The following is an 18668-nucleotide window of genomic DNA, read 5'->3' as shown; positions in this document are numbered from 1 at the left end:
TTTCATTGTTTGTTCCATAAAAGAAGTTGGGAAGGAGGTAGGCAGTTGCAGCAGCAGAGATACAGCGATCACATGGTTGAGCATCAGAAGGGTAAGAATCGAGCGGAAATAAAGATGAATGTATGTAGCGCTGTGCCAATATCCGCTACGGATGCAGGAGATCTGAACTTGAGTTGCGAGTTTAAACAAGCGAAGACGAAGACGTTTGGGTTGGATACATCGGCATTAACGATCATATTGGGCGTGATGGGTACGATCATGTTGCTGGCTGCATGTCTGGGTCGGGGGCTATATTTTCCTTTCGATGTGTACGGGGTCATTTTGTTCGCTTCGGCGAGCATTCTCACGGGAGCGATCATGCTTCTTCTTTTACGTATATTGCGGAGTAAGAAAAATAACGCACTGAAAAATCGCTTAAGTTACGATATACACAGTGATGAAGAAATGAAAATAAGATATTGGCATATGAATCTTAATGGCTGGATCATCTGGCCCATCATTATGATGGTTTGTTATGGCCTGCATGCCTGTTTGGGTTCTGTAAGCACACAGGGCAGCATGGATGAAATGCTGCGGTGGAGTTTGCTGGCTATCTTTGCCCTGCTCGCAGGGATGCTGGCCTCGTGTGCTCACGGTGTGCGATGGTTCGCCGTTGGATGGCAGGCTGTAGGGAGCCTGCTTGTGTTCAGCGGCCTGCTTGCGGTGTGCGGCGTGCTGCCGCTGCCTTTCGCGGTCATGCGAACCGCTGACCCCGAGATCAGCTCCGCCGGTGCGAGGCTCGGCGGACTGCTGCAGTACCCCAATGCGTTCGGCGCCGTTGTCGGCATGTACGCATTGGAGCGGCTGGCTGCAGTCGCGCGTGCCATGGCCCGTCCCGTGACGGCCGGGCGCCTTATCGCGGCAGCGCTGCCGCTTATGCCCGCGCAGGTCGCGCTCCTGCTGAGCGAGTCGCGCGGCGCCTGGCTGGCGACAGGCATCGCCGCCGCCAGCGCTTTCGCTTGGCAGCGGCGCGGAGACCGCCTGCCGCTGCTGCTGGCCATAGCCGCGCCCCTGGCGAGCGCGGCCTGGCTGTACCGCCAGCTGGCTGCTGCCCAGCTGGCGCCTGCACCCGTGCCCGGCCTGCTGGCCCTGGCCGGGGCATGGGCAGCTGCGCTGCTCGGCACGCTGCTGCTGTGCCGCCTGTGGCACAGCGGCGCTAGGGCACGCGCCGCTGCCTTGACGGCCATGGCACTGGCGGTTACCACCGCCGCCATGCTGGCCGTGGCCTCCACCGCCGAACGACTCGCGGCAGGTGTCGGCACCGGGCTGTCCCGCCTCCGTATGTGGCGGGACGCCCTGGAGCTCTGGTCCGGGGCCGCATGGCTTGGCCACGGAGGAGATACATGGCGCAGCATGTTCCGCGCCATCCAATCCTCGCCGTATGTCGGAGGCGAGGTCCACAACGGCCTGATCGACATTGCCCTTGATGCGGGCCTGATCGGCCTAATAATGATCGGTGCCTGGTTTGCTTTTACCATTCGTAATATCGTGAAATACGCAGCACACTTACTGCCCTCCGTGCTTGTTTTTGTTTTGCATGGGATAATGGATTTTGACTGGAGCTTCACATTGGTCTGGATGCTGTTTATCTGGCTGGGAGCTTGGTCATACGCATATAAAAATGAACAGCGTATAGCCACTGCGGACGAGCATGCCGTAATCCAGGCGAGAGAGGACCCAGCCGTTTTTACGAACGAACGCTCAGTACAACCATCGCTTCTGTCCAAAGGGCTTTCATATCAGGCTATGCCAACAATGCGGACAATACCATGGTTGACTGCCCTGGCCATCCTGATTTGGCTTGGGGGGACAGTCTGGCTGGCGGGGCATAATGCCGTGGCGGAAGTAGAGTATCGTTTGGCTGAATCTGCGCCGCAAGAATTAATTCAGCATAGGGCAGAATTGACAGCTGCATTTCACGCAAATCCATACCGGCCGGAGATTGCCATCTCTCTTTCACGTACTCTTACAGCCAATGATGCAGAGAAACTGCTGATGAGCAGCTTGTCCCACTCCCCGGCAGAGCCGCGGCTCTACCAGGAGCTGGGGAAACGAGCAGCCCAAGCAGGGCAGGGAGTGCAGGCTGGCAAGTACTTTGAACAAGCAGTTACATTGAATCGGTATGATACCCATTTTCAGTCCGCAGCTTTGTACTGGATGATTCATGCATCACGTCAGGAATGGGCTGCCGGTTACACGAACCGAGCCAGGCAGACTGCCGCTGCAGGGGTGCGAATGTATGAGCATTACGAACAGTTGAGTGCCACAGTGGCTGCAGGAAAGGCACGTAATGATCGCCAGTTTACCTTAGATGACGATGCTGCCATTTACATCATTCATTTACGTATTCTTGCATTAACTGCCGTTCCTCAGGAATGGACCAGACAGACCAACAAACCACCTGGGTAACACCTGCTTCTTGCTTCTCTTAAACATGAATTATGGCGGGTCTGCTCAAGGAACATTTGCTTGTTTCTGTGCGTGCTTCTTCCTGAAGGAAATGCTCTGAATCCTCTGTATTCTACAGACGATATCCGCCAAATGCCTGCTGAAATGCAGCCTGAAGGGGTTCAATGTCCACATTCCACAGAGAGGCTATATCTGCACTGACGTCATTGTTCCACCACTCGCATAATTTCTTTCGATTGTCCCGGTTTTCACCGATCCAGAGCAGATTGGCAATCACTTTTCCATAATAGAGTTCTTCCGCCTGTTTCATCTGATCGGGAGAAATGTAGACCTTCAGCCGTTTTGCTGTCCGGTACAGCTCCTTACTGCAAGCTCTGCGAATCCCTCTCGCGGAAGGTAACTTCTGGCTAGGGTTGCTATGTTTGACCGGGGGAGTACCGGGTGTTGATTTGGGTGACATCCTCTCACGCTCCTCTCCCGATACCATATGCGAAGGATGACTTGCAGGACACTAACCCGGGTCGATCAAGTAGCAACAAACTGCAGCCCTGTGCTAAAATAGGGACGAACATCCATGGTGCTGCGGAGCACCGCCAATCAGGATGAAGAAAGAGGGTCGAGATGGACGTTATTCATAACATTGTCGGTCAATTGTTCGAATGGATTCAGAGCCTTGGATACTTTGGAATTATGCTGGGATTAATGCTCGAAGTCATCCCCAGTGAAATTGTACTGGCATATGGAGGATTTCTCGTTTCACAGGGCAATATCAATTTCTTAGGTGCAATGATATTCGGTACCGTGGGCGGTGTAGTAGCCCAGCTCTTTATTTACTGGATTGGCCGTTATGGCGGCAGACCTGTGCTGGAACGTTACGGAAAATACATACTGATCCAGAAAAAACACATCGACCATTCCGAGGAGTGGTTTCGCAAGTATGGAACAGGTGTCATTTTCACGGCGCGTTTTGTTCCGGTTGTGCGTCATGCCATCTCGATCCCTGCAGGCATATCTAAAATGCATACAGGCAGGTTCATTCTGCTGACAACACTTGCTGTTATACCTTGGACTGCATTGTTTATATATTTAGGGATGGTACTCGGAGACCAATGGGAACATATTAACGAAAAAGCAGCACCTTACATTATGCCGATTCTGCTCGTTGCACTCGCACTTATGATTATTTATGTACTTATTAAATGGATGAATGTTCGAAAAAAGAGAGGAAGTGTCTAGTTATGGGTAAACCAAACTTGTCTCACAAATTCGGTAAGGGTCTGCCGCCGAAGGAATTCATTGAGAGCATGACCAAAAACCAAAGCGAATTTCAAAAGAACTATGACAGCTTCATATGGCCAAGCGAAGAGGATCGCGAGTTTTTCGAGAGCTTGAACCACCGCGATGATCTGCGTGTTTTGATTTTGGCAGCTGACTGGTGTGGGGATGTTGTTCGCAACATACCAGTGGTATTCCAGGCGCTGGAGATCTCGGGCATTCCAACCGAAGTTTTGATTATGGAAAATCATCCTGAAGTGATGGATGAATTCCTTACGATGGGCGGCCGTTCCGTACCTATCGTTATTTTTGCCGATACAGGCGGACATGTGCTGGGGCAATGGGGACCACGCCCTCAGCATGTACAGGAAGTCATGGTTGAATTTAAACGCGAGAACCCAGATCGTGATGCAGCTGATTATCAGGAGAAGATGGCTGTTGTACGTCAGGAAATCGGTAAACGCTATGGGGAAGGAACGGAGTCGCATGCAGTCATTATTCGTGAGCTGCGTGAACTGATTTCGGGTTACTAATCCAAGATGCTTAACATTCGTACATTTACACTCGGTCCGCTCCAGACGAATGCTTATCTGCTGCAAGGGGAAGATCCGGGGAAAGCCGTTATCATTGATCCGGGCATGAACCCCGGTCCGCTGCTCAAAGCCATTCAAGACCTGGAAATTGAAGCGATTTTACTGACACATGCTCATTTTGATCATATGGGCGGTGTGGACGAAATTCGCAAATTGAAGGGCTGTCCAGTCTATTTGCATGATCTGGAGAGTGACTGGCTCACCTCTCCCAAACTGAATGGATCGTTGAACTGGCCGCAGGCTTCACCGCCTCTTTCGACAGATCCTGCAGAATATGCGATGGATGAAGGACAGACCCTCCAGTTTGTTGGGCATACTTTTAAGATATATCATACACCTGGACATTCCCCAGGCAGCGTAAGCCTGTTGTGTGGTAATGATTTGTTTGCAGGAGACGTTCTGTTCCGTATGGGCGTAGGGAGAACGGATCTGACGGGTGGACGGGAACGAGACTTGATCGATTCGATTCAAAACAAGCTGTATACCTTTGCGGATGAAGTGAAGGTATACCCAGGTCACGGTCCTAAGACAACCATCGGTTATGAGAAGCAGAATAATCCTTACGTTTCTGCAAGATGATCGACATTTAAGTGAAGAAAGTCTGGACAAGTGACAATTTTTTCATTAGAATAGCAATTAGTTGTTACAAGCGTTAAGGCATCATCTAACTAAAGCTTTAAATAGCAGTACCCTAACTTGCGAAGCACGCAGACTGTGGTCTATACCCGGTTTGCGTTCTTTTTTTTATTTTCAGCAAATATTGGCAAGGGAAGAGTCATCCAGATACAACTTACATAAGAAAAGTCATTGTAATGCAGACAGGTTTGGATCTGAATAGCAAGTACATGGAACGGAACCTTAGAACGTAGTATTTAATTGGTGAAGCATGAGGAACAAGAGAGCGGGGAGAAGAAGTGGAGAAAAAGCGCGTTATACCTTTTGAACGCCGTGCCAAGTATTTAGCACTGGAAGAGACTCGCCGGGTGATGATGGATACGGGCAAGCTTGAATTAGCAACGAATCGTCCTCAACTACATAGCTACAGAAGCAAGGCAATGAATGAACCTTTGGAACAGCAGCAAAATATATGGAGAAGTCGAGTTTTGAGCAGCGGAGCCCGCAACCAGCCGTGGTTCGACAAGCTGCAGGAATACCGGAATGAAGTCTGATTGCCCGGGAAATTGTCGGCTTCAGATTTTTTTGTAATTCATTTGAACGTTTATGCAGAGACTGTCGTATTAACACAAGAATGAATGGGAAGCAGAGGTGAAGAACCAGATGGAAGCAGCCGAACTGGAAGAGGTCCGCAGGGCAGCAGCAGGAGATGATGCTGCGCTGGCGGCGCTGCTTCAACGTCATTATGCTTTCGTGTACAAATACTTGGTCAAGGTTACGATGGATTCAAACGCTGCTGAAGAAACCGTTCAGGATACGATGATTCGATGTATGGAAAACATTCATCGTTATGACGGTTCGTCTGCCTTTTCATCCTGGATGATTACCATTGCTACACGCATCTATATTGACAAGACAAGGCGTAAGAAAAGAGAAAATGGCTGGTTGGATATGATCCGTAGTGAAGCCATCAGACGATTCCGATGGCAGTTTGAGAGCCGGAATGAAGAATGGACGGATGTTATGGATGCCATGACCAGATTAACGCCGGAACACCGTGTTGCTGTACTGTTGAAGCACTATTATGGCTATGGCTATGATGAGATTGGAGAAATGCTCGGTATTCCAGCCGGAACGGCGAAATCACGAACGGCCTATGGCCTTCGTCAATTGAGAAAGGAGTTGGAATAAGCATGAGCAGGACGGATGAACAAGATGAGCAAGAGCTCCTCGAACGACTGCAGCAGCAGATGAAAGTGCTGGATGACGCATATGAGCCAGTGAGTGTACCTTCATTGGCCTCGCTGGAAGTGCAGGTCAGAGAACGAAGACGAATCAAACGCCGTAAGAATCTGATCGAGATGATTTTGTTCTGGGTAATCGGGCTGATGGTCATTGCTTCTGGGGCGCTGCTGTTCCTGTCTGCTCCAGCTCTTTATGTGGGTATCCAGGCTGTTGGTGTAGCAGCAGCAGTGACAGCAGCAATCATATGGGCGGGCAAACATCGGAAGGAGGAGGCTTCTCATGAATAATATGCATTATTCGTTGAATGAGATTTCTCCCATCTGGATGGTATTGATCGCAATCCTATTGTTCGTGCAAGGGACATGGATTTTTCAGGATGCACGTAAACGTGGGCGTTTCCCCTGGTTATGGGGATTATGGGGGATCACCGGATTCCCGACACCACTCATTGTATATTGGTTCGTAGTTATTCGATCAGGTCGCAGACGTTCCTAACCTTATAATGGGCGAATGATAATTTGGTGATTAAAAAAGATTTTGCACAAATATGTTGTTTAATTCTAGTAATCGTAGACATCGTAATTCTTTTCTAGTAGACTATACAAATAAATATGAAAGATAGACTACCAGGAGGTTAGACGATGCTGCGATTAGGAGAAAAGGTTGTCATCGTCGCGGATGCGTTTGAGCAGAATCTTCCTGTGGGGGAATATGGTTACATCATCGCTTATGACCGGAATCCGGACAATGCGTTCGATTACGTGCTTCGAGTGCCGCAGGTGAACCGGAACTTTTTTGTTCCATCCGGCGACGTCGATCTGGAAGAGGTTCTGCTGAAGCAGGAAGCTGAGCGGGTCGAGCGAGAAGCGTTGATAGATTACGCCCTTGCGACACACAACGAGAAACTGTTTCATCATCTGATGAACGGAGATATTCAAGCTGTGGAAGAGGAAGAGGAAACCGCGAACGATGTTATGTCACAGGCGGATTTTATAAAGCAGGTTAATCTGCGTGCATGGATTTAAGATCTAGAGAGTCGGCTGATGCCGGCTCTTTTTTGATATTTGCATGAGCTCCGTGGATTGGGGTTATTTTGCTTATTAGACAAGTCAGGTCATTTGCATTGAATTGTCGAACCATCTCCCCTATAATGAAAAAAGTTATCTTGGGACTTTAGCCCGTTAAACGAGCGATTCGTTTCAGGCAGTTTCGGGAAGTTGAACGAAATGAAGGAGGCATCCGGAAATGAGTATTTCGAATAATGACGTTCAGCATGTGGCCAAGCTGGCCCGGCTCAATTTGACTTCTGAAGAAGAACAGACGCTTACAGGACAGCTGAACGCAATTTTAAAATATGCAGAGAAGCTGAATGAGCTGGATACAGAGAACATTGAGCCAACGACTCACGTTCTGCATGTCAGCAATGTGATGCGTGAGGATGAAACGAAGGAAAGCCTGCCAATCGAGCAGGTGATGCGCAATGCACCGGAAGAAGAAGACGGGCAGTTTAAAGTGCCTGCTGTAATGGAATAACGGATAACCGGAAGGAGGACGAAATACCGTGAGTTTATTTGAACAATCGTTGCCTGAGTTACATAACAAGCTGCACGCCAAGGAATTGTCGGTCAGCGACCTGGTGGACCAAGCATATCAGAACATTAGTGCACGTGAAGACAAAGTTAAGGCATATCTTGCGCTGGATGAGGAACAGGCTCGTTCCCGTGCGCGTCAGCTGGATGACCGGCTCGTCAGTGGCGAGGAGAAAGGTTTGCTCTTTGGATTACCGGTAGGTATTAAGGATAATATCGTTACGAACGGACTGCGCACGACATGCGGCAGCCAGTTTTTGCGCAACTTCGACCCGGTGTATGATGCAACGGTTGTCGAAAAGCTGAGAGCTGCAGATACGGTGACGATCGGTAAACTGAACATGGACGAATTCGCCATGGGCGGTTCGAATGAAAATTCAAGCTTCTATCCTGTGCGCAACCCATGGGCGCTGGATCGTGTTCCAGGTGGCTCCAGTGGTGGTTCTGCGGCCGCAGTAGCTGCAGGCGAAGCGTACTTCACGCTTGGATCAGACACGGGTGGTTCCATTAGACAGCCTGCTTCGTATTGCGGCGTGGTCGGCATGAAGCCGACTTATGGACTCGTTTCGCGTTTTGGATTGGTTGCATTTGCATCCTCTTTGGATCAGATTGGACCTCTGACGAAAAATGTTGAAGATTCTGCTTATGTGCTGCAAGCAATCGCCGGTTATGATGCCAAAGATTCGACATCTGCAAAAGTGGAGATCCCGGACTACTTGAGTGGACTGACAGGTGATGTCAAAGGTCTGCGCATTGCCGTACCGAAGGAGTACATTGGAGAAGGTGTTGATCCGCAAATTAAAGAGACCATTCTCTCTGCCTTGAAAGTGCTGGAGGGACTCGGTGCCACTTGGGAAGAGGTATCCCTTCCGCATACCGAATATGCGGTGGCTACGTATTATTTGCTCGCTTCTTCTGAGGCTTCTTCCAATCTGGCTCGGTTTGACGGCGTACGTTATGGCGTACGTGCAGATAACCCGGACAACCTGCTTGATCTGTATCACCAATCCCGCAGCCAAGGCTTTGGTCCGGAAGTGAAGCGTCGTATCATGCTTGGGACGTATGCGCTGAGCTCGGGTTACTATGATGCCTACTACCTGAAAGCTCAAAAAGTACGTACATTGATCAAACAGGATTTCGATGACGTATTTGCCAAATATGATGTCATTATTGGACCAACTGCGCCTACAACCGCATTTAAACTGGGTTCCCAGGTGGATGATCCACTCACCATGTATCTCAATGACATCCTGACCATTCCGGTCAGTCTGGCAGGCGTACCTGCAGTGAGCATCCCATGCGGCTTCTCGGATGGATTGCCTGTTGGCATGCAGATTATTGGTAAAGCCTTTGATGAAACGACTGTACTGCGCGTTGCGCATGCGTTTGAACAAAATACAGAATTCCACAAGCAGCGTCCGCAGCTGTAGACTGCCCGGAACGGAGGAATATTGAAATGTCTGCATCTAAATATGAAACGGTCATTGGACTTGAGGTCCATGTGGAGTTGCATACCAACTCCAAAATCTTTTGCGGCTGTTCTACGGCCTTTGGAGCACCACCAAACACCCATACTTGTCCCGTCTGTCTCGGACATCCGGGCGTTTTGCCTGTACTGAACCGTCAGGCTGTGGATTATGCCATGAAAGCGGCGATGGCCCTCAACTGTACCATTGCTGATGTCAGCAAATTCGATCGTAAAAACTATTTTTATCCGGATTCACCAAAAGCCTACCAGATCTCACAATTCGATCAACCGATTGGTGAGAACGGGTGGATTGATATTGAAGTAAACGGAGAAACGAAACGAATCGGGATTACCCGTCTTCATCTGGAAGAAGATGCAGGTAAGCTTACTCACGTTGATGGCGGCTATGCTTCATTGGTTGACTTCAACCGTGTGGGTACACCTCTCGTGGAGATTGTATCCGAACCTGAAATTTCTTCGCCGGAGGAAGCCCGTGCTTATCTGGAAAAATTGCGTGCGATCATGCAGTACTGCGATGTGTCGGATGTGAAAATGGAAGAAGGTTCCCTGCGTTGTGACGCCAACATCAGTTTGCGTCCGCATGGGCAGGAGAAGCTGGGAACAAGAGCAGAATTGAAAAACATGAACTCTTTCCGTGGCGTTCAGCGCGGTTTGGAATATGAGCAATTCCGTCAGGCTGAAATTTTGGATGACGGCGGCGAAGTGGTTCAGGAGACGCGTCGCTGGGATGAAGCGCAAGGAAAAACGCTGACCATGCGTGGCAAAGAGCAAGCGCACGACTATCGCTACTTCCCGGATCCGGATCTGGTGAAGCTGCATATCGATGCAGCCTGGAAGGAGCGAATCAAAGCTTCGATTCCGGAGCTCCCTGACGAGCGCAAAGCACGTTATACTGCTGATTACGGATTGCCTAATTATGATGCTGAGGTGATTACCTCATCCAAAGCGGTTGCTGATCTTTTTGAAGACAGCCTGAAATATACGCAGGATGCCAAAGCCGTATCCAACTGGATTATGGGCGACCTGCTTGGTTATCTGAACAACAGCAACCTGGAATTGTCTCAGGTGCCTCTGACGGGTCAGGGACTGGGTGAGATGATCGGATTGCTGGAGAAAGGCACGATTAGCAGCAAAATCGCCAAAACCGTCTTTAAGGAAATGCTGGAGAGCGGCAAGCTTCCACAGCAGATCGTTGAGGAAAAAGGTCTTGTGCAAATCAGTGACGAAGGTGCCATTCTTGCCATTGTAGAGCAGGTTGTCGCGAACAACCCTCAATCCGTGGAAGATTACAAGGCAGGCAAACAGAAAGCGATCGGCTTCCTGGTAGGACAGGTTATGAAAGAAAGTAAAGGCAAGGCTAATCCGGGTCTGGTTAATCAACTGCTTGCAGATGTACTGAACCGCTAATCCATCCGCCGGTGAGGCCGGACAGAAAGAGGCTCGTCCCTGTGACAGCCTCTTTTCTTATTTTTATAAGGCAAACACATGTGGTAAATAATCATGTACAGGTGTAATCGAATTCAGTTGCGTATGAAGGAGAGGGAGCGGATATGAAGATTCAATTGTTGTCATTGAATGATCAGGAGACGGTGGGGCAGCTATGGCGGCTTCAGCATGTAGCCTACCGAATGGAAGCAGAAATGATCGGTTTTCAGGAGATTCCGCCATTGATGGATACGATAGAATCCCTGCAAAGCTGTGGAGAGACCTTTTACGGCTGCCTGGATGATGACGAAGAAATCCTGGGTGCGGTTGCAGTGGCGGAGGAAGAGAAGGACACATTGACGATCACACGCATGATGGTGCATCCCGAGCATTTCCGCAAAGGAATTGCAGCCGCATTGATGAGACATGTGTTCGAGCAGTACCGGGATCTTCCGCGGTATATCGTATCAACAGGTACATTGAACCAACCGGCTGTCAATTTATATACCAAATTCGGCTTCATACCGGTAGAGGTTACGCCGATTGCACCAGGTGTGGAATTAACGACATTTCATAAGAATAAACATTAATTATGTGAATTATTTGAAGGAGGAATACCAGTTTTGGGCAATCCTTGGTTTATCGATGAGTGGCACATTTTATTGCGATTATTACTAGCCATGCTGCTTGGAGGACTTGTAGGTCTGGAGCGTGAACGTTCCAATCATGCTGCTGGTCTGCGTACCCACATTCTGGTCTGTCTCGGGTCTGCACTGATCATGATGTTGTCTGTTTATGGTTTTAAGGATTTTGCCAATGAATTAAATGTGCGGATTGATCCGGCTCGTCTGGCAACAGCGGTTATTACGGGTGTCGGCTTCCTGGGAGCGGGTACGATCCTGTTTACCGGAAAGTCCATTACAGGACTTACCACCGCGGCTTCGATCTGGGTTGTAGCCGCCATTGGACTGGCAGCAGGCGCGGGATTCTTTTTTGCCTCCATCGTATCTACGGTTCTGGTACTGCTCAATCTGTGGGTGTTCAACAAGCTGGAGCTAAGGTATATACGAGGAAACAAGCTGCATGTCGTCACCCTGCATACGTTGTCTGAACCCGGCTTCCTGGAGCAGGTGTCTTCATTCATGGAGCAGGAGAAGATTAAAATACGCAAAATTACAGTCAATGAGCAGGATCTGGCTTTTGCCGAGGTCATTTCAGTTGAACGGAAGATTGAGATTGTCCTCCACGTGCATGTACCACATGAACTTAATACAGTGCAGCTGGTAACTAAGCTTAGGCAGTGGGAGCATGTGACCAAAGTATCCATAGAATAAATCGTGAAACCCTCCTTAGGCCTGTTGTGCCGGAGGGTTTTTAACCATATCCATATTTCTTCCAGTTACTCTCCGGGCTCTTTAGGGTACTATCTAACCAAATGCATGAAGAGCGGGAATGCTATTTCATAAGAAAGGAGCATGTCATGAAAAGTAAACATCTGTCCCGAAAAAGGAGACAAACGGCCAGAACCAAGCCGCTCCGAAATCGGACACATAAATTTATTGCCGGATTGCTCAGTGCGATCATTCCTGGCCTGGGTCATATCTATTTGCGGCTGTATATGAGAGGTCTGACGTTCATGCTGCTTGTACTACTCGACCTGTCAGCGCTTTTGTATTTTTCATCTATAGGTATACAGATTAATGTGCCCCTTTTAATTTTACTCGCTTTGTTCATTCCAGTAATCTACTTTTACAATGTATTCGATGTACTGCAATCTGCGGATTGGGTCATGATGCGGAGGCGCAGAGCTGCAACTCATGGAAATACGGACAAGCCTCTAATGAACGAGCGGGCTGTTGGTGAGGCCTTTATGGCATGGGAGCGAGGCATTTCGTTTGGGCTGCTGCTTATTGTTGGTGGCGGGCTGATGGTGCTATTCTTCCGCAAACCTCGCTGGTTTCAGGAAATGCTCGCTCTGTATGGTGGATATGTTTTTGCTGGTGTACTCATTATTATAGGGCTGATCCTGTTCGGCCGTGAGATTTGGGTCATGCTGCGCAAGAAAAAAGGTTAGATTAGGAGATTTGAGGAGGGAACATAATGAACCGTAAAGTCCGGGTCGGTCGCTATACGGCTGCCGCCTTAATCGTAGCGGTCGGTGTGCTGTTGATTTTGGATAAACGGTGGGGAACTGACTACGTATATAATATGGTCGACTGGTGGCCATTGCTGCTTATCGCATTGGGTGTGGAATACATACTGTTGTTCCTGTGGACGCGCAGCAAGAAAAGGACATCAACTGATGAGCTGCAGGATGAGAAAGTGAAGATGCGCTTCAGACCCGATGCCAAAGGCATTTTGGCTTCCCTTGTGCTAACGGCTGCGGTATTTATTGTGACAGAACAGGACCACTATATGCACTTGTGGAACAGGGTGAGCCTTAATCTGGGAGCAGCCTCCATGGACTATAGCCAGGCGGCAGGGTACATGCAGGACAAGGGTACGATTCGTGTGCCTGTTGGTATGGATACTTCCGATCTTGTCGTGCAGGGGGTTAATGGAGATATCTCGGTACAGCGCGGAGATACGGAAGAGATAGAGGTGCGCACTGTAGTATGGGTGGATAAGACATCCAAGGTAGAGGCAAAAGCTGTTGCAGATGCATCGTTTGTTGAAACGGACGGTACCAAGGTTATTCATATTACCGCAACGGGCAAAACTTATGGAGATAACGATAAAACACAGCCTCGCATGAATATGACGATTACGATCCCGGATGACCGGCGTTTCAATCTGGACATTCGCACATCCAATGGAGCCATATTGTTAAATAGGCCGGAGGCAATTAGTACTATTGTGGCTGAAACGGGGAACGGACGTATCCGGATTACGAATGCGGTAGGTGACATTACGGGCAAAACGTTAAATGGCGATGTGATTGTGGCCAATGCGATGGGTAATGTTGATCTGGATAGCAACCGTGGAGATATGAAGGCCCGCGGAGTTTCAGGAGATGTAGATCTGACCACACAGGTGGGGAGCATAAGCATTACGGATTCAATTGGTGAATTTACCGCTGAAACACGAAACGGAAATATTACGCTGGATAGCGCAAATCTCGGTATCAGGGCTCAGTCTCTAAATGGAAGCATTAGCATCATTTCCTCCAAAATAGGCGGGGATTGGGATGTATACAGTGCTGTTGGTGCAATCAGCATTTTATTGCCTCATCAGGGAGATTACAGTTTGAGCGGCTCCAGCAGTTACGGTGATCTGAAGACTGACCTGCCATTTAAAGTGCAAAATAAAACCATTGAAGGCCAGCTTGGTGAAGGGGAATACACGGTTAAAATTGAGGGGAACAGCGACCTTACCATTAATCGCAACCCGAATGTGCCTTCGGCTGATACGAACAGTTCAAATCCGGAAGACATGGATGGCGATTTGGAGCAGAGCGAAGATAACGGGGAGAATTCCCAGGATAGTACCTCTGAAGTTCCGTAACTGCCGCGTTGACAATAAACTTACAATCGCCGTACAATAAAATAATAAAAGGCAAGGTAACATGGAAGGAAAGATTAAACGTCCTGTTCTTTGTCAAGAATCAACTCCGATGGATAAGATGATAATGGATCTTGTTTTTTCAGGAGAATGAAAGGTAAGGCGGTGGGTTTTATGGCAACACGTGTCCAACATGCGTTGGAGCATCTGAAGACGACCGGTGTCCGTATTACACCCCAGCGCCATGCCATATTGAATTATCTGATGGAATCCATGGGGCATCCGACTGCCGATGAAATTTACCGTGCGCTTGAACCCCAATTTCCCAGTATGAGCGTGGCGACTGTATATAACAATCTGAAGATGTTTCTGGAGGCCGGCATGGTTCGGGAATTGACATACGGAGATAACTCCAGCCGCTTCGATGCCAATGTGACGGATCATTACCATGTCATTTGTGATAAATGCGGTAAAATTGAAGACTTCAGTTATCCTTCGCTCAAAAGCGTTGAGCTCCAGGCGGAATCAAGTACCGGATTTGAAGTCCACGGACACCGATTGGAAGTTTATGGTGTTTGTAAAAGTTGCAGGGATTAAGAGAGATGAATTACAATATTAACGTGCAGAATTCAGTTTGGATTCTACACGTTTTTTGTTTTTTTAATCAAAGATTACATGCATGATTTTCACGCGGCAATGATATCTTCATGATTCAGCATGATTAACGGAGGTAGGCGTTTGAGTAGAAAAAGCAGATATACAAGGCAGAAGAAGAGGCGTTCGTTCTGGCCTGGTTTTTTGGGAGCTTGTCTTATTGCAGGCGGTGCTTACTTGTTTATAACGAATGTCTGGCTGAACCAGGTTCACGAGGACCCCGATTGGATCGGAATGAATCAGCCTGTTTTTGTGGATGGTCAATTGATGGATGGTGAAGCTTCGGGAACAGGGGAACAGCTCAAGCTGCCTGTAAAGGTGCTGCAGGAGGCGATTGATCCGGGCATACGTTACGAAGCGGACACAGGTGATATCATTATTGCGACTCCACAGCGCGTGCTTCATATGAAGGAAGGCAGCACCAAGGCAGAGCTCAATCATAAGGACTATCCAATGTCAGTTGAGCCTGAGGTTATCGGAGGAGAGGCGTACATCCCTCTTAAACCCTTGAAGGAAGTTTACGGGATTGCCGTACAGGAAGATACATCTACGGGTGCAGTTATATTGATGCGTGGAGGAGACAGCATTCAATATGCGGAGATTGATACCTTGTCATCCAAAGCGGATAAAACCATTCCTTTGTACAAACGTGGAGGAGAGTCTTCCCCGATTATTGCGGATATGGAACAGAATGCCCGGGTACGGGTATGGCAGACAGGTGATGAGCAGAGTTTTGTTCAGCTGGATAACGGCTATGCCGGTTATGTGGATAATAAGTACGTTTCCCTTACAGAGAAAAAGGAGCTGGACAAGCCTAAATTCACTCTGACGGCTGCTGAGAAGAAGTGGCAGAGTAAAACGGTAAATCTAGTGTGGGAGGCGGTATACAACCGTCAGCCTGACGTCAGTTCCATAGGTAAGATGCCGGGTGTGAATGTGGTCAGTCCAACGTGGTTCCATATTACGGACGGCCAGGGCAATGTGAAGAGCAAAGCCGATAAAGCGTATGTTAACTGGGCTCATCGTTCCGGTATGGAAGTATGGGGACTGATGGATAACAGTTTCGACCCGGATATTACAAAAGAGGCTGTAGCCTCATACGAGACCCGCACGCATATCATCGAACAGATGCTGGAATACGCGCAGACCTACCAATTGGATGGCATCAATATTGATTTCGAGAACGTATATACCGATGATGGACCCAATATTACTCAATTTGTTCGTGAGATTAAAGCGATGGCACGCATCCACGGACTCATGCTCTCCATTGATGTAACTCCAAAATCCAATAGTGAAATGTGGTCTGCTTTTCTGGATCGACGTTCACTCGGTTCCTTTGTCGATTACATGATGGTTATGGCGTACGATGAGCACTGGGCTGCCAGTCCAAAGGCCGGTTCGGTTGCTTCGCTGCCTTGGACAGAGGCCTCTATGAGAAAAATTCTTGAAGAAGATGAAGTGCCTTCTAACAAATTGATTATGTCTGTTCCACTGTATACGCGAATCTGGACAGAGGAAGCAGACGAACAGGGAGAGATTAAAGTATCTTCCAAAGCGGTCGGAATGGATACTGTTGCTGATTTGATCAAAGAGAAGAAACTCAAACCTGCGTTGGACTCTCAAAGTGGACAGAATTATGTGGAATTTACTGAGGATGGGGCGACCAAGAAAATCTGGATAGAAGATGCCGTTTCTTTACAGGCCCGTGTAGAACTCATTGAATCACTCAAACTGGGTGGTGTAGCTGCCTGGAATCGCAGTTTTGCTAACGCATCAGCATGGAAGACGTTGCAACAGGTAAGTCGTTAGAGATAAACGGTTACTGAACTTATCTTTTTTATATGATTCGAATCCATTCATTGTTTGAAAAAAACGCAAAAAAGGCTCGGTCTAGATACCGGGCCTTTTTTGTTGTTTACTCGTTGATCTTAGATGTGAAGTGAATGAGTGATACTAGCCTTTTGGACTAATACGGTGATCCGTATCAGAAATAGATGGAGAAGGCGCTTTCAGATGAGGACGGTTTGTGTTCGCTTGATTAGGATCCAGAGTGAGGATGGTATGGCAGAACATACAACGATCCGTTTTGCCGAGCATTTTGGTCATTTTACCGCATTCAGGGCAATCCACTTGAACAGCACTTGTAGACAACATTCCAGCCCAGAAGTAGATGGCCAGACTAGCCATCATGGCAACGAGTCCGATGACAAGTCCCACGGCTGCAAACACTTTGCCTGCATGTCCCCAAAACACGATTCCGGCAGTTCCCAGTACCATTAGCCCCATGCCTAGCATGGTGAGTAACAATCCCCAAGTGCGAAAAGCATTAATTTTAGCTGATTTAAAAATCATGAAAAATGCTCCTATCGTATGAGTAGTATTGGACCTGGAAAAGAAGGAAACTTTAGTCTGCATGTAGAATTACATTATAACTGACTTGGCGTTTAACTGCCATGAAATGTATGGAGGGAATCGTGGAATTAATGAACCTAGCTTTTTTATCCGGACAGTCGGAAGAGTCGGGGGCAGTTGGGGCTATCGCTTATTCCCATCCGGGTGAGCGATTCCACGGCTCCCTGATTCAGGATTTCGAATTGCTTGTTCTCATTGTCTGTGATACGGATCAAAGTATGTCGGACGTTGGTCATTACCGTTATGGGGACTTGCGCTATCAAATCATCTATGCGGGGCGTAATCAACTGCAGAGCAGTGTAATTACGGGTGATAATAACAATCTCATGCAATGCTTGATTGAGGGCGAGATCATATGGGAATCAGAAGGCGCCTTGAGTGCCCTGAGGGAAGAGCTATCCGCCTTTGGATTGGAGATGCGGGAACAAAAGCTGCTGCATGAATTCGCAAGCTTTCTGAGAATGTATGTGGAGGCCAAGCGGCACATTCAGGAAGGACACGTAGTTGATGCTTATTACAGTGTACTGGAGGCTTTGGGTAACTGGGCCAGGATTGTATTGATAGAACATGGAGTATACCCTGACCATGCTGTTTGGACACATGTGCAGAGTATGGATCGGGCACTTTGGAAGCTCTATCAGGAGCTTACGGTAAGCTCGGAGACGTTGGAACAGCGGGTGGAACTTGTTCTTCTTGCCTGTGAATTTTCGGTCATGTCCAAAATGGGTGATTGCTCGGAATTGCTTCTGCGGGTAATTAGAAGTCGAAAAGAAGCATGGAGCGTGGACGAACTGGTCCATCATCCTCAATTAAGATTTGTAGGAGAAGATCTCCCTTTAATTCTACGCAAACTAGTTCTTCGTTCTATTGTAAAGGAATCGGCCGGCTGGCCATCCTTAATAGGAGGCGAAGGGCGGGAGATACGATATTGGATTGAAGCCTGAACAAGGCCGTATAGTTCAATGATTTGGTTTGGCAAAAGGAGGGGAAACCTTCCTTTTTTGTTTGTAATAAAAATTAATAAAAACAGGTTGACTCGTACTTATGGAATGTGATACATTATATTTCGTTCCCCAAACGGGCTTTTTGAAAAAAGACTTGTGAGGGACAAGTTGAGAACTTAATGATTTGAAAAAAAAGAATCAAAAAAAGTTCTTGACGAAAAGATACTGAATGTGATACATTATTTAAGTCGCCGCCGAAAACGCGGTTGACAAAAAGAAGAATCACAAACAATGTTTGATCTTTGAAAACTGAACAACGAGTGAGTAACGATCTTGCTTGCAAGATCGAAAAGCTGAGAAATTGGTACAAGTCATCTGACTGTATGATTTCGAAGCAAAAATGAGATTTTTAATCTCGTCAGATTCAAAATGAGCTAATCGCTCTTTTCAATACTTTATTGGAGAGTTTGATCCT

21 protein-coding genes are annotated in these 18668 nt (G+C 48.0%); 19 read left to right on the top strand and 2 right to left on the bottom strand.

Translation table 11 applies throughout. The annotated features are described in order from the left end of the window. The first annotated feature begins 114 nt into the window (after positions 1-114). Entirely contained in the window at positions 115-2448 is a 2334-nt protein-coding gene (locus AC3WQ3_RS16295) for an O-antigen ligase family protein (protein ID WP_492472799.1), read from the top strand. 112 nt (positions 2449-2560) lie between these two features. Here AC3WQ3_RS16295 and AC3WQ3_RS16290 read toward each other — a convergent pair whose 3' ends face one another. Continuing rightward, the gene (locus AC3WQ3_RS16290; RefSeq protein ID WP_095292492.1) at positions 2561-2908 is read right to left on the bottom strand and encodes a dehydrogenase; all 348 of its coding nucleotides are present in this window, start codon (positions 2906-2908) and stop codon (positions 2561-2563) included. A 161-nt stretch (positions 2909-3069) separates the two neighbouring features. Here AC3WQ3_RS16290 and uptA point away from each other — a divergent pair, with 161 nt between their 5' ends. From uptA to AC3WQ3_RS16205, 17 genes are all read left to right on the top strand, one after another. Further along, on the top strand, positions 3070-3684 hold the full coding sequence (gene uptA / locus AC3WQ3_RS16285; protein WP_153979936.1) for an undecaprenyl phosphate transporter UptA: 615 nt from the start codon (positions 3070-3072) through the stop codon (positions 3682-3684). 2 nt (positions 3685-3686) lie between these two features. Further along, positions 3687-4256: a thioredoxin family protein gene (locus tag AC3WQ3_RS16280; RefSeq protein WP_336783981.1), complete on the top strand. Its 570-nt coding sequence runs from the start codon at positions 3687-3689 to the stop codon at positions 4254-4256. Between the two features lie 6 nt (positions 4257-4262). Beyond that, positions 4263-4895, top strand: a complete 633-nt coding sequence (locus AC3WQ3_RS16275) for an MBL fold metallo-hydrolase (RefSeq protein WP_336783982.1) — start codon at positions 4263-4265, stop codon at positions 4893-4895. Positions 4896-5230: 335 nt separating this feature from the next. Then, entirely contained in the window at positions 5231-5485 is a 255-nt protein-coding gene (locus AC3WQ3_RS16270) for a hypothetical protein (protein WP_336783983.1), read from the top strand. 109 nt (positions 5486-5594) lie between these two features. Then, on the top strand, positions 5595-6122 hold the full coding sequence (gene sigY, locus AC3WQ3_RS16265) for an RNA polymerase sigma factor SigY (protein ID WP_492472797.1): 528 nt from the start codon (positions 5595-5597) through the stop codon (positions 6120-6122). Positions 6123-6124: 2 nt separating this feature from the next. After that, positions 6125-6463, top strand: a complete 339-nt coding sequence (locus tag AC3WQ3_RS16260; protein ID WP_127539900.1) for a DUF5345 family protein — start codon at positions 6125-6127, stop codon at positions 6461-6463. Then, on the top strand, positions 6456-6671 hold the full coding sequence (locus tag AC3WQ3_RS16255; protein ID WP_261780157.1) for a hypothetical protein: 216 nt from the start codon (positions 6456-6458) through the stop codon (positions 6669-6671). The genes AC3WQ3_RS16260 and AC3WQ3_RS16255 overlap by 8 nt, the downstream gene beginning before the upstream one ends. A gap of 146 nt (positions 6672-6817) precedes the next feature. Next, positions 6818-7201 (top strand): ATPase, encoded by a 384-nt coding sequence (locus AC3WQ3_RS16250; protein WP_095292512.1) that lies wholly within the window; start codon positions 6818-6820, stop codon positions 7199-7201. Positions 7202-7421: 220 nt separating this feature from the next. After that, the gene (gene gatC / locus AC3WQ3_RS16245; protein ID WP_095292515.1) at positions 7422-7709 is read left to right on the top strand and encodes an Asp-tRNA(Asn)/Glu-tRNA(Gln) amidotransferase subunit GatC; all 288 of its coding nucleotides are present in this window, start codon (positions 7422-7424) and stop codon (positions 7707-7709) included. A gap of 28 nt (positions 7710-7737) precedes the next feature. Then, positions 7738-9195: an Asp-tRNA(Asn)/Glu-tRNA(Gln) amidotransferase subunit GatA gene (gatA, locus tag AC3WQ3_RS16240; protein ID WP_336783985.1), complete on the top strand. Its 1458-nt coding sequence runs from the start codon at positions 7738-7740 to the stop codon at positions 9193-9195. Between the two features lie 26 nt (positions 9196-9221). Beyond that, complete coding sequence (gatB, locus tag AC3WQ3_RS16235) at positions 9222-10661, top strand: Asp-tRNA(Asn)/Glu-tRNA(Gln) amidotransferase subunit GatB (protein WP_095292521.1); 1440 nt, start codon at positions 9222-9224, stop codon at positions 10659-10661. Positions 10662-10804: 143 nt separating this feature from the next. Next, positions 10805-11269 carry a GNAT family N-acetyltransferase gene (locus AC3WQ3_RS16230; RefSeq protein ID WP_492472796.1) on the top strand — a complete coding sequence of 155 codons (465 nt, stop codon included), beginning with the start codon at positions 10805-10807 and terminating at the stop codon, positions 11267-11269. 33 nt (positions 11270-11302) lie between these two features. Continuing rightward, positions 11303-12013, top strand: a complete 711-nt coding sequence (locus tag AC3WQ3_RS16225) for an MgtC/SapB family protein (RefSeq protein WP_127539905.1) — start codon at positions 11303-11305, stop codon at positions 12011-12013. Between the two features lie 146 nt (positions 12014-12159). Then, positions 12160-12753 (top strand): hypothetical protein, encoded by a 594-nt coding sequence (locus tag AC3WQ3_RS16220; RefSeq protein WP_154896731.1) that lies wholly within the window; start codon positions 12160-12162, stop codon positions 12751-12753. A 26-nt stretch (positions 12754-12779) separates the two neighbouring features. Further along, a complete protein-coding gene (locus tag AC3WQ3_RS16215) occupies positions 12780-14183 on the top strand; it encodes a DUF4097 family beta strand repeat-containing protein (protein WP_492472795.1) in 1404 nt (467 codons plus the stop codon). 171 nt (positions 14184-14354) lie between these two features. Continuing rightward, complete coding sequence (perR, locus tag AC3WQ3_RS16210; protein ID WP_024631328.1) at positions 14355-14777, top strand: peroxide-responsive transcriptional repressor PerR; 423 nt, start codon at positions 14355-14357, stop codon at positions 14775-14777. A 120-nt stretch (positions 14778-14897) separates the two neighbouring features. After that, positions 14898-16646, top strand: coding sequence for a glycosyl hydrolase family 18 protein (locus AC3WQ3_RS16205; protein WP_492472794.1), 1749 nt, complete (start codon positions 14898-14900; stop codon positions 16644-16646). A 144-nt stretch (positions 16647-16790) separates the two neighbouring features. On the opposite strand, the gene AC3WQ3_RS16200 is transcribed toward AC3WQ3_RS16205, so the two are convergent. Beyond that, positions 16791-17189, bottom strand: coding sequence for a DUF2614 family zinc ribbon-containing protein (locus tag AC3WQ3_RS16200; RefSeq protein ID WP_095292538.1), 399 nt, complete (start codon positions 17187-17189; stop codon positions 16791-16793). Positions 17190-17320: 131 nt separating this feature from the next. Here AC3WQ3_RS16200 and AC3WQ3_RS16195 point away from each other — a divergent pair, with 131 nt between their 5' ends. Next, positions 17321-18193: a nucleotidyltransferase-like protein gene (locus AC3WQ3_RS16195; protein WP_246058551.1), complete on the top strand. Its 873-nt coding sequence runs from the start codon at positions 17321-17323 to the stop codon at positions 18191-18193. The last annotated feature ends 475 nt before the right edge of the window (positions 18194-18668 follow it).

It is taken from the genome of Paenibacillus sp. FW104-T2, from assembly GCF_058789975.1.
Note: the sequence above shows the minus strand (reverse complement) of the source record. Positions and strands in the feature narration are given on the sequence as shown.

Excerpts from the sequence above, each read along its gene's own strand:
- AC3WQ3_RS16295 (WP_492472799.1), top strand. The coding sequence starts at position 115 with ATGAATGTATGTAGCGCTGTGCCAATATCCGCTACGGATGCAGGAGAT.
- AC3WQ3_RS16290 (WP_095292492.1), bottom strand. The coding sequence starts at position 2,908 with ATGTCACCCAAATCAACACCCGGTACTCCCCCGGTCAAACATAGCAAC.
- uptA (WP_153979936.1), top strand. The coding sequence starts at position 3,070 with ATGGACGTTATTCATAACATTGTCGGTCAATTGTTCGAATGGATTCAG.
- AC3WQ3_RS16280 (WP_336783981.1), top strand. The coding sequence starts at position 3,687 with ATGGGTAAACCAAACTTGTCTCACAAATTCGGTAAGGGTCTGCCGCCG.
- AC3WQ3_RS16275 (WP_336783982.1), top strand. The coding sequence starts at position 4,263 with ATGCTTAACATTCGTACATTTACACTCGGTCCGCTCCAGACGAATGCT.
- sigY (WP_492472797.1), top strand. The coding sequence starts at position 5,595 with ATGGAAGCAGCCGAACTGGAAGAGGTCCGCAGGGCAGCAGCAGGAGAT.
- AC3WQ3_RS16260 (WP_127539900.1), top strand. The coding sequence starts at position 6,125 with ATGAGCAGGACGGATGAACAAGATGAGCAAGAGCTCCTCGAACGACTG.
- AC3WQ3_RS16255 (WP_261780157.1), top strand. The coding sequence starts at position 6,456 with ATGAATAATATGCATTATTCGTTGAATGAGATTTCTCCCATCTGGATG.
- AC3WQ3_RS16250 (WP_095292512.1), top strand. The coding sequence starts at position 6,818 with ATGCTGCGATTAGGAGAAAAGGTTGTCATCGTCGCGGATGCGTTTGAG.
- gatC (WP_095292515.1), top strand. The coding sequence starts at position 7,422 with ATGAGTATTTCGAATAATGACGTTCAGCATGTGGCCAAGCTGGCCCGG.
- gatB (WP_095292521.1), top strand. The coding sequence starts at position 9,222 with ATGTCTGCATCTAAATATGAAACGGTCATTGGACTTGAGGTCCATGTG.
- AC3WQ3_RS16230 (WP_492472796.1), top strand. The coding sequence starts at position 10,805 with ATGAAGATTCAATTGTTGTCATTGAATGATCAGGAGACGGTGGGGCAG.
- AC3WQ3_RS16220 (WP_154896731.1), top strand. The coding sequence starts at position 12,160 with ATGAAAAGTAAACATCTGTCCCGAAAAAGGAGACAAACGGCCAGAACC.
- AC3WQ3_RS16215 (WP_492472795.1), top strand. The coding sequence starts at position 12,780 with ATGAACCGTAAAGTCCGGGTCGGTCGCTATACGGCTGCCGCCTTAATC.
- perR (WP_024631328.1), top strand. The coding sequence starts at position 14,355 with ATGGCAACACGTGTCCAACATGCGTTGGAGCATCTGAAGACGACCGGT.
- AC3WQ3_RS16205 (WP_492472794.1), top strand. The coding sequence starts at position 14,898 with ATGATTAACGGAGGTAGGCGTTTGAGTAGAAAAAGCAGATATACAAGG.
- AC3WQ3_RS16200 (WP_095292538.1), bottom strand. The coding sequence starts at position 17,189 with ATGATTTTTAAATCAGCTAAAATTAATGCTTTTCGCACTTGGGGATTG.
- AC3WQ3_RS16195 (WP_246058551.1), top strand. The coding sequence starts at position 17,321 with ATGAACCTAGCTTTTTTATCCGGACAGTCGGAAGAGTCGGGGGCAGTT.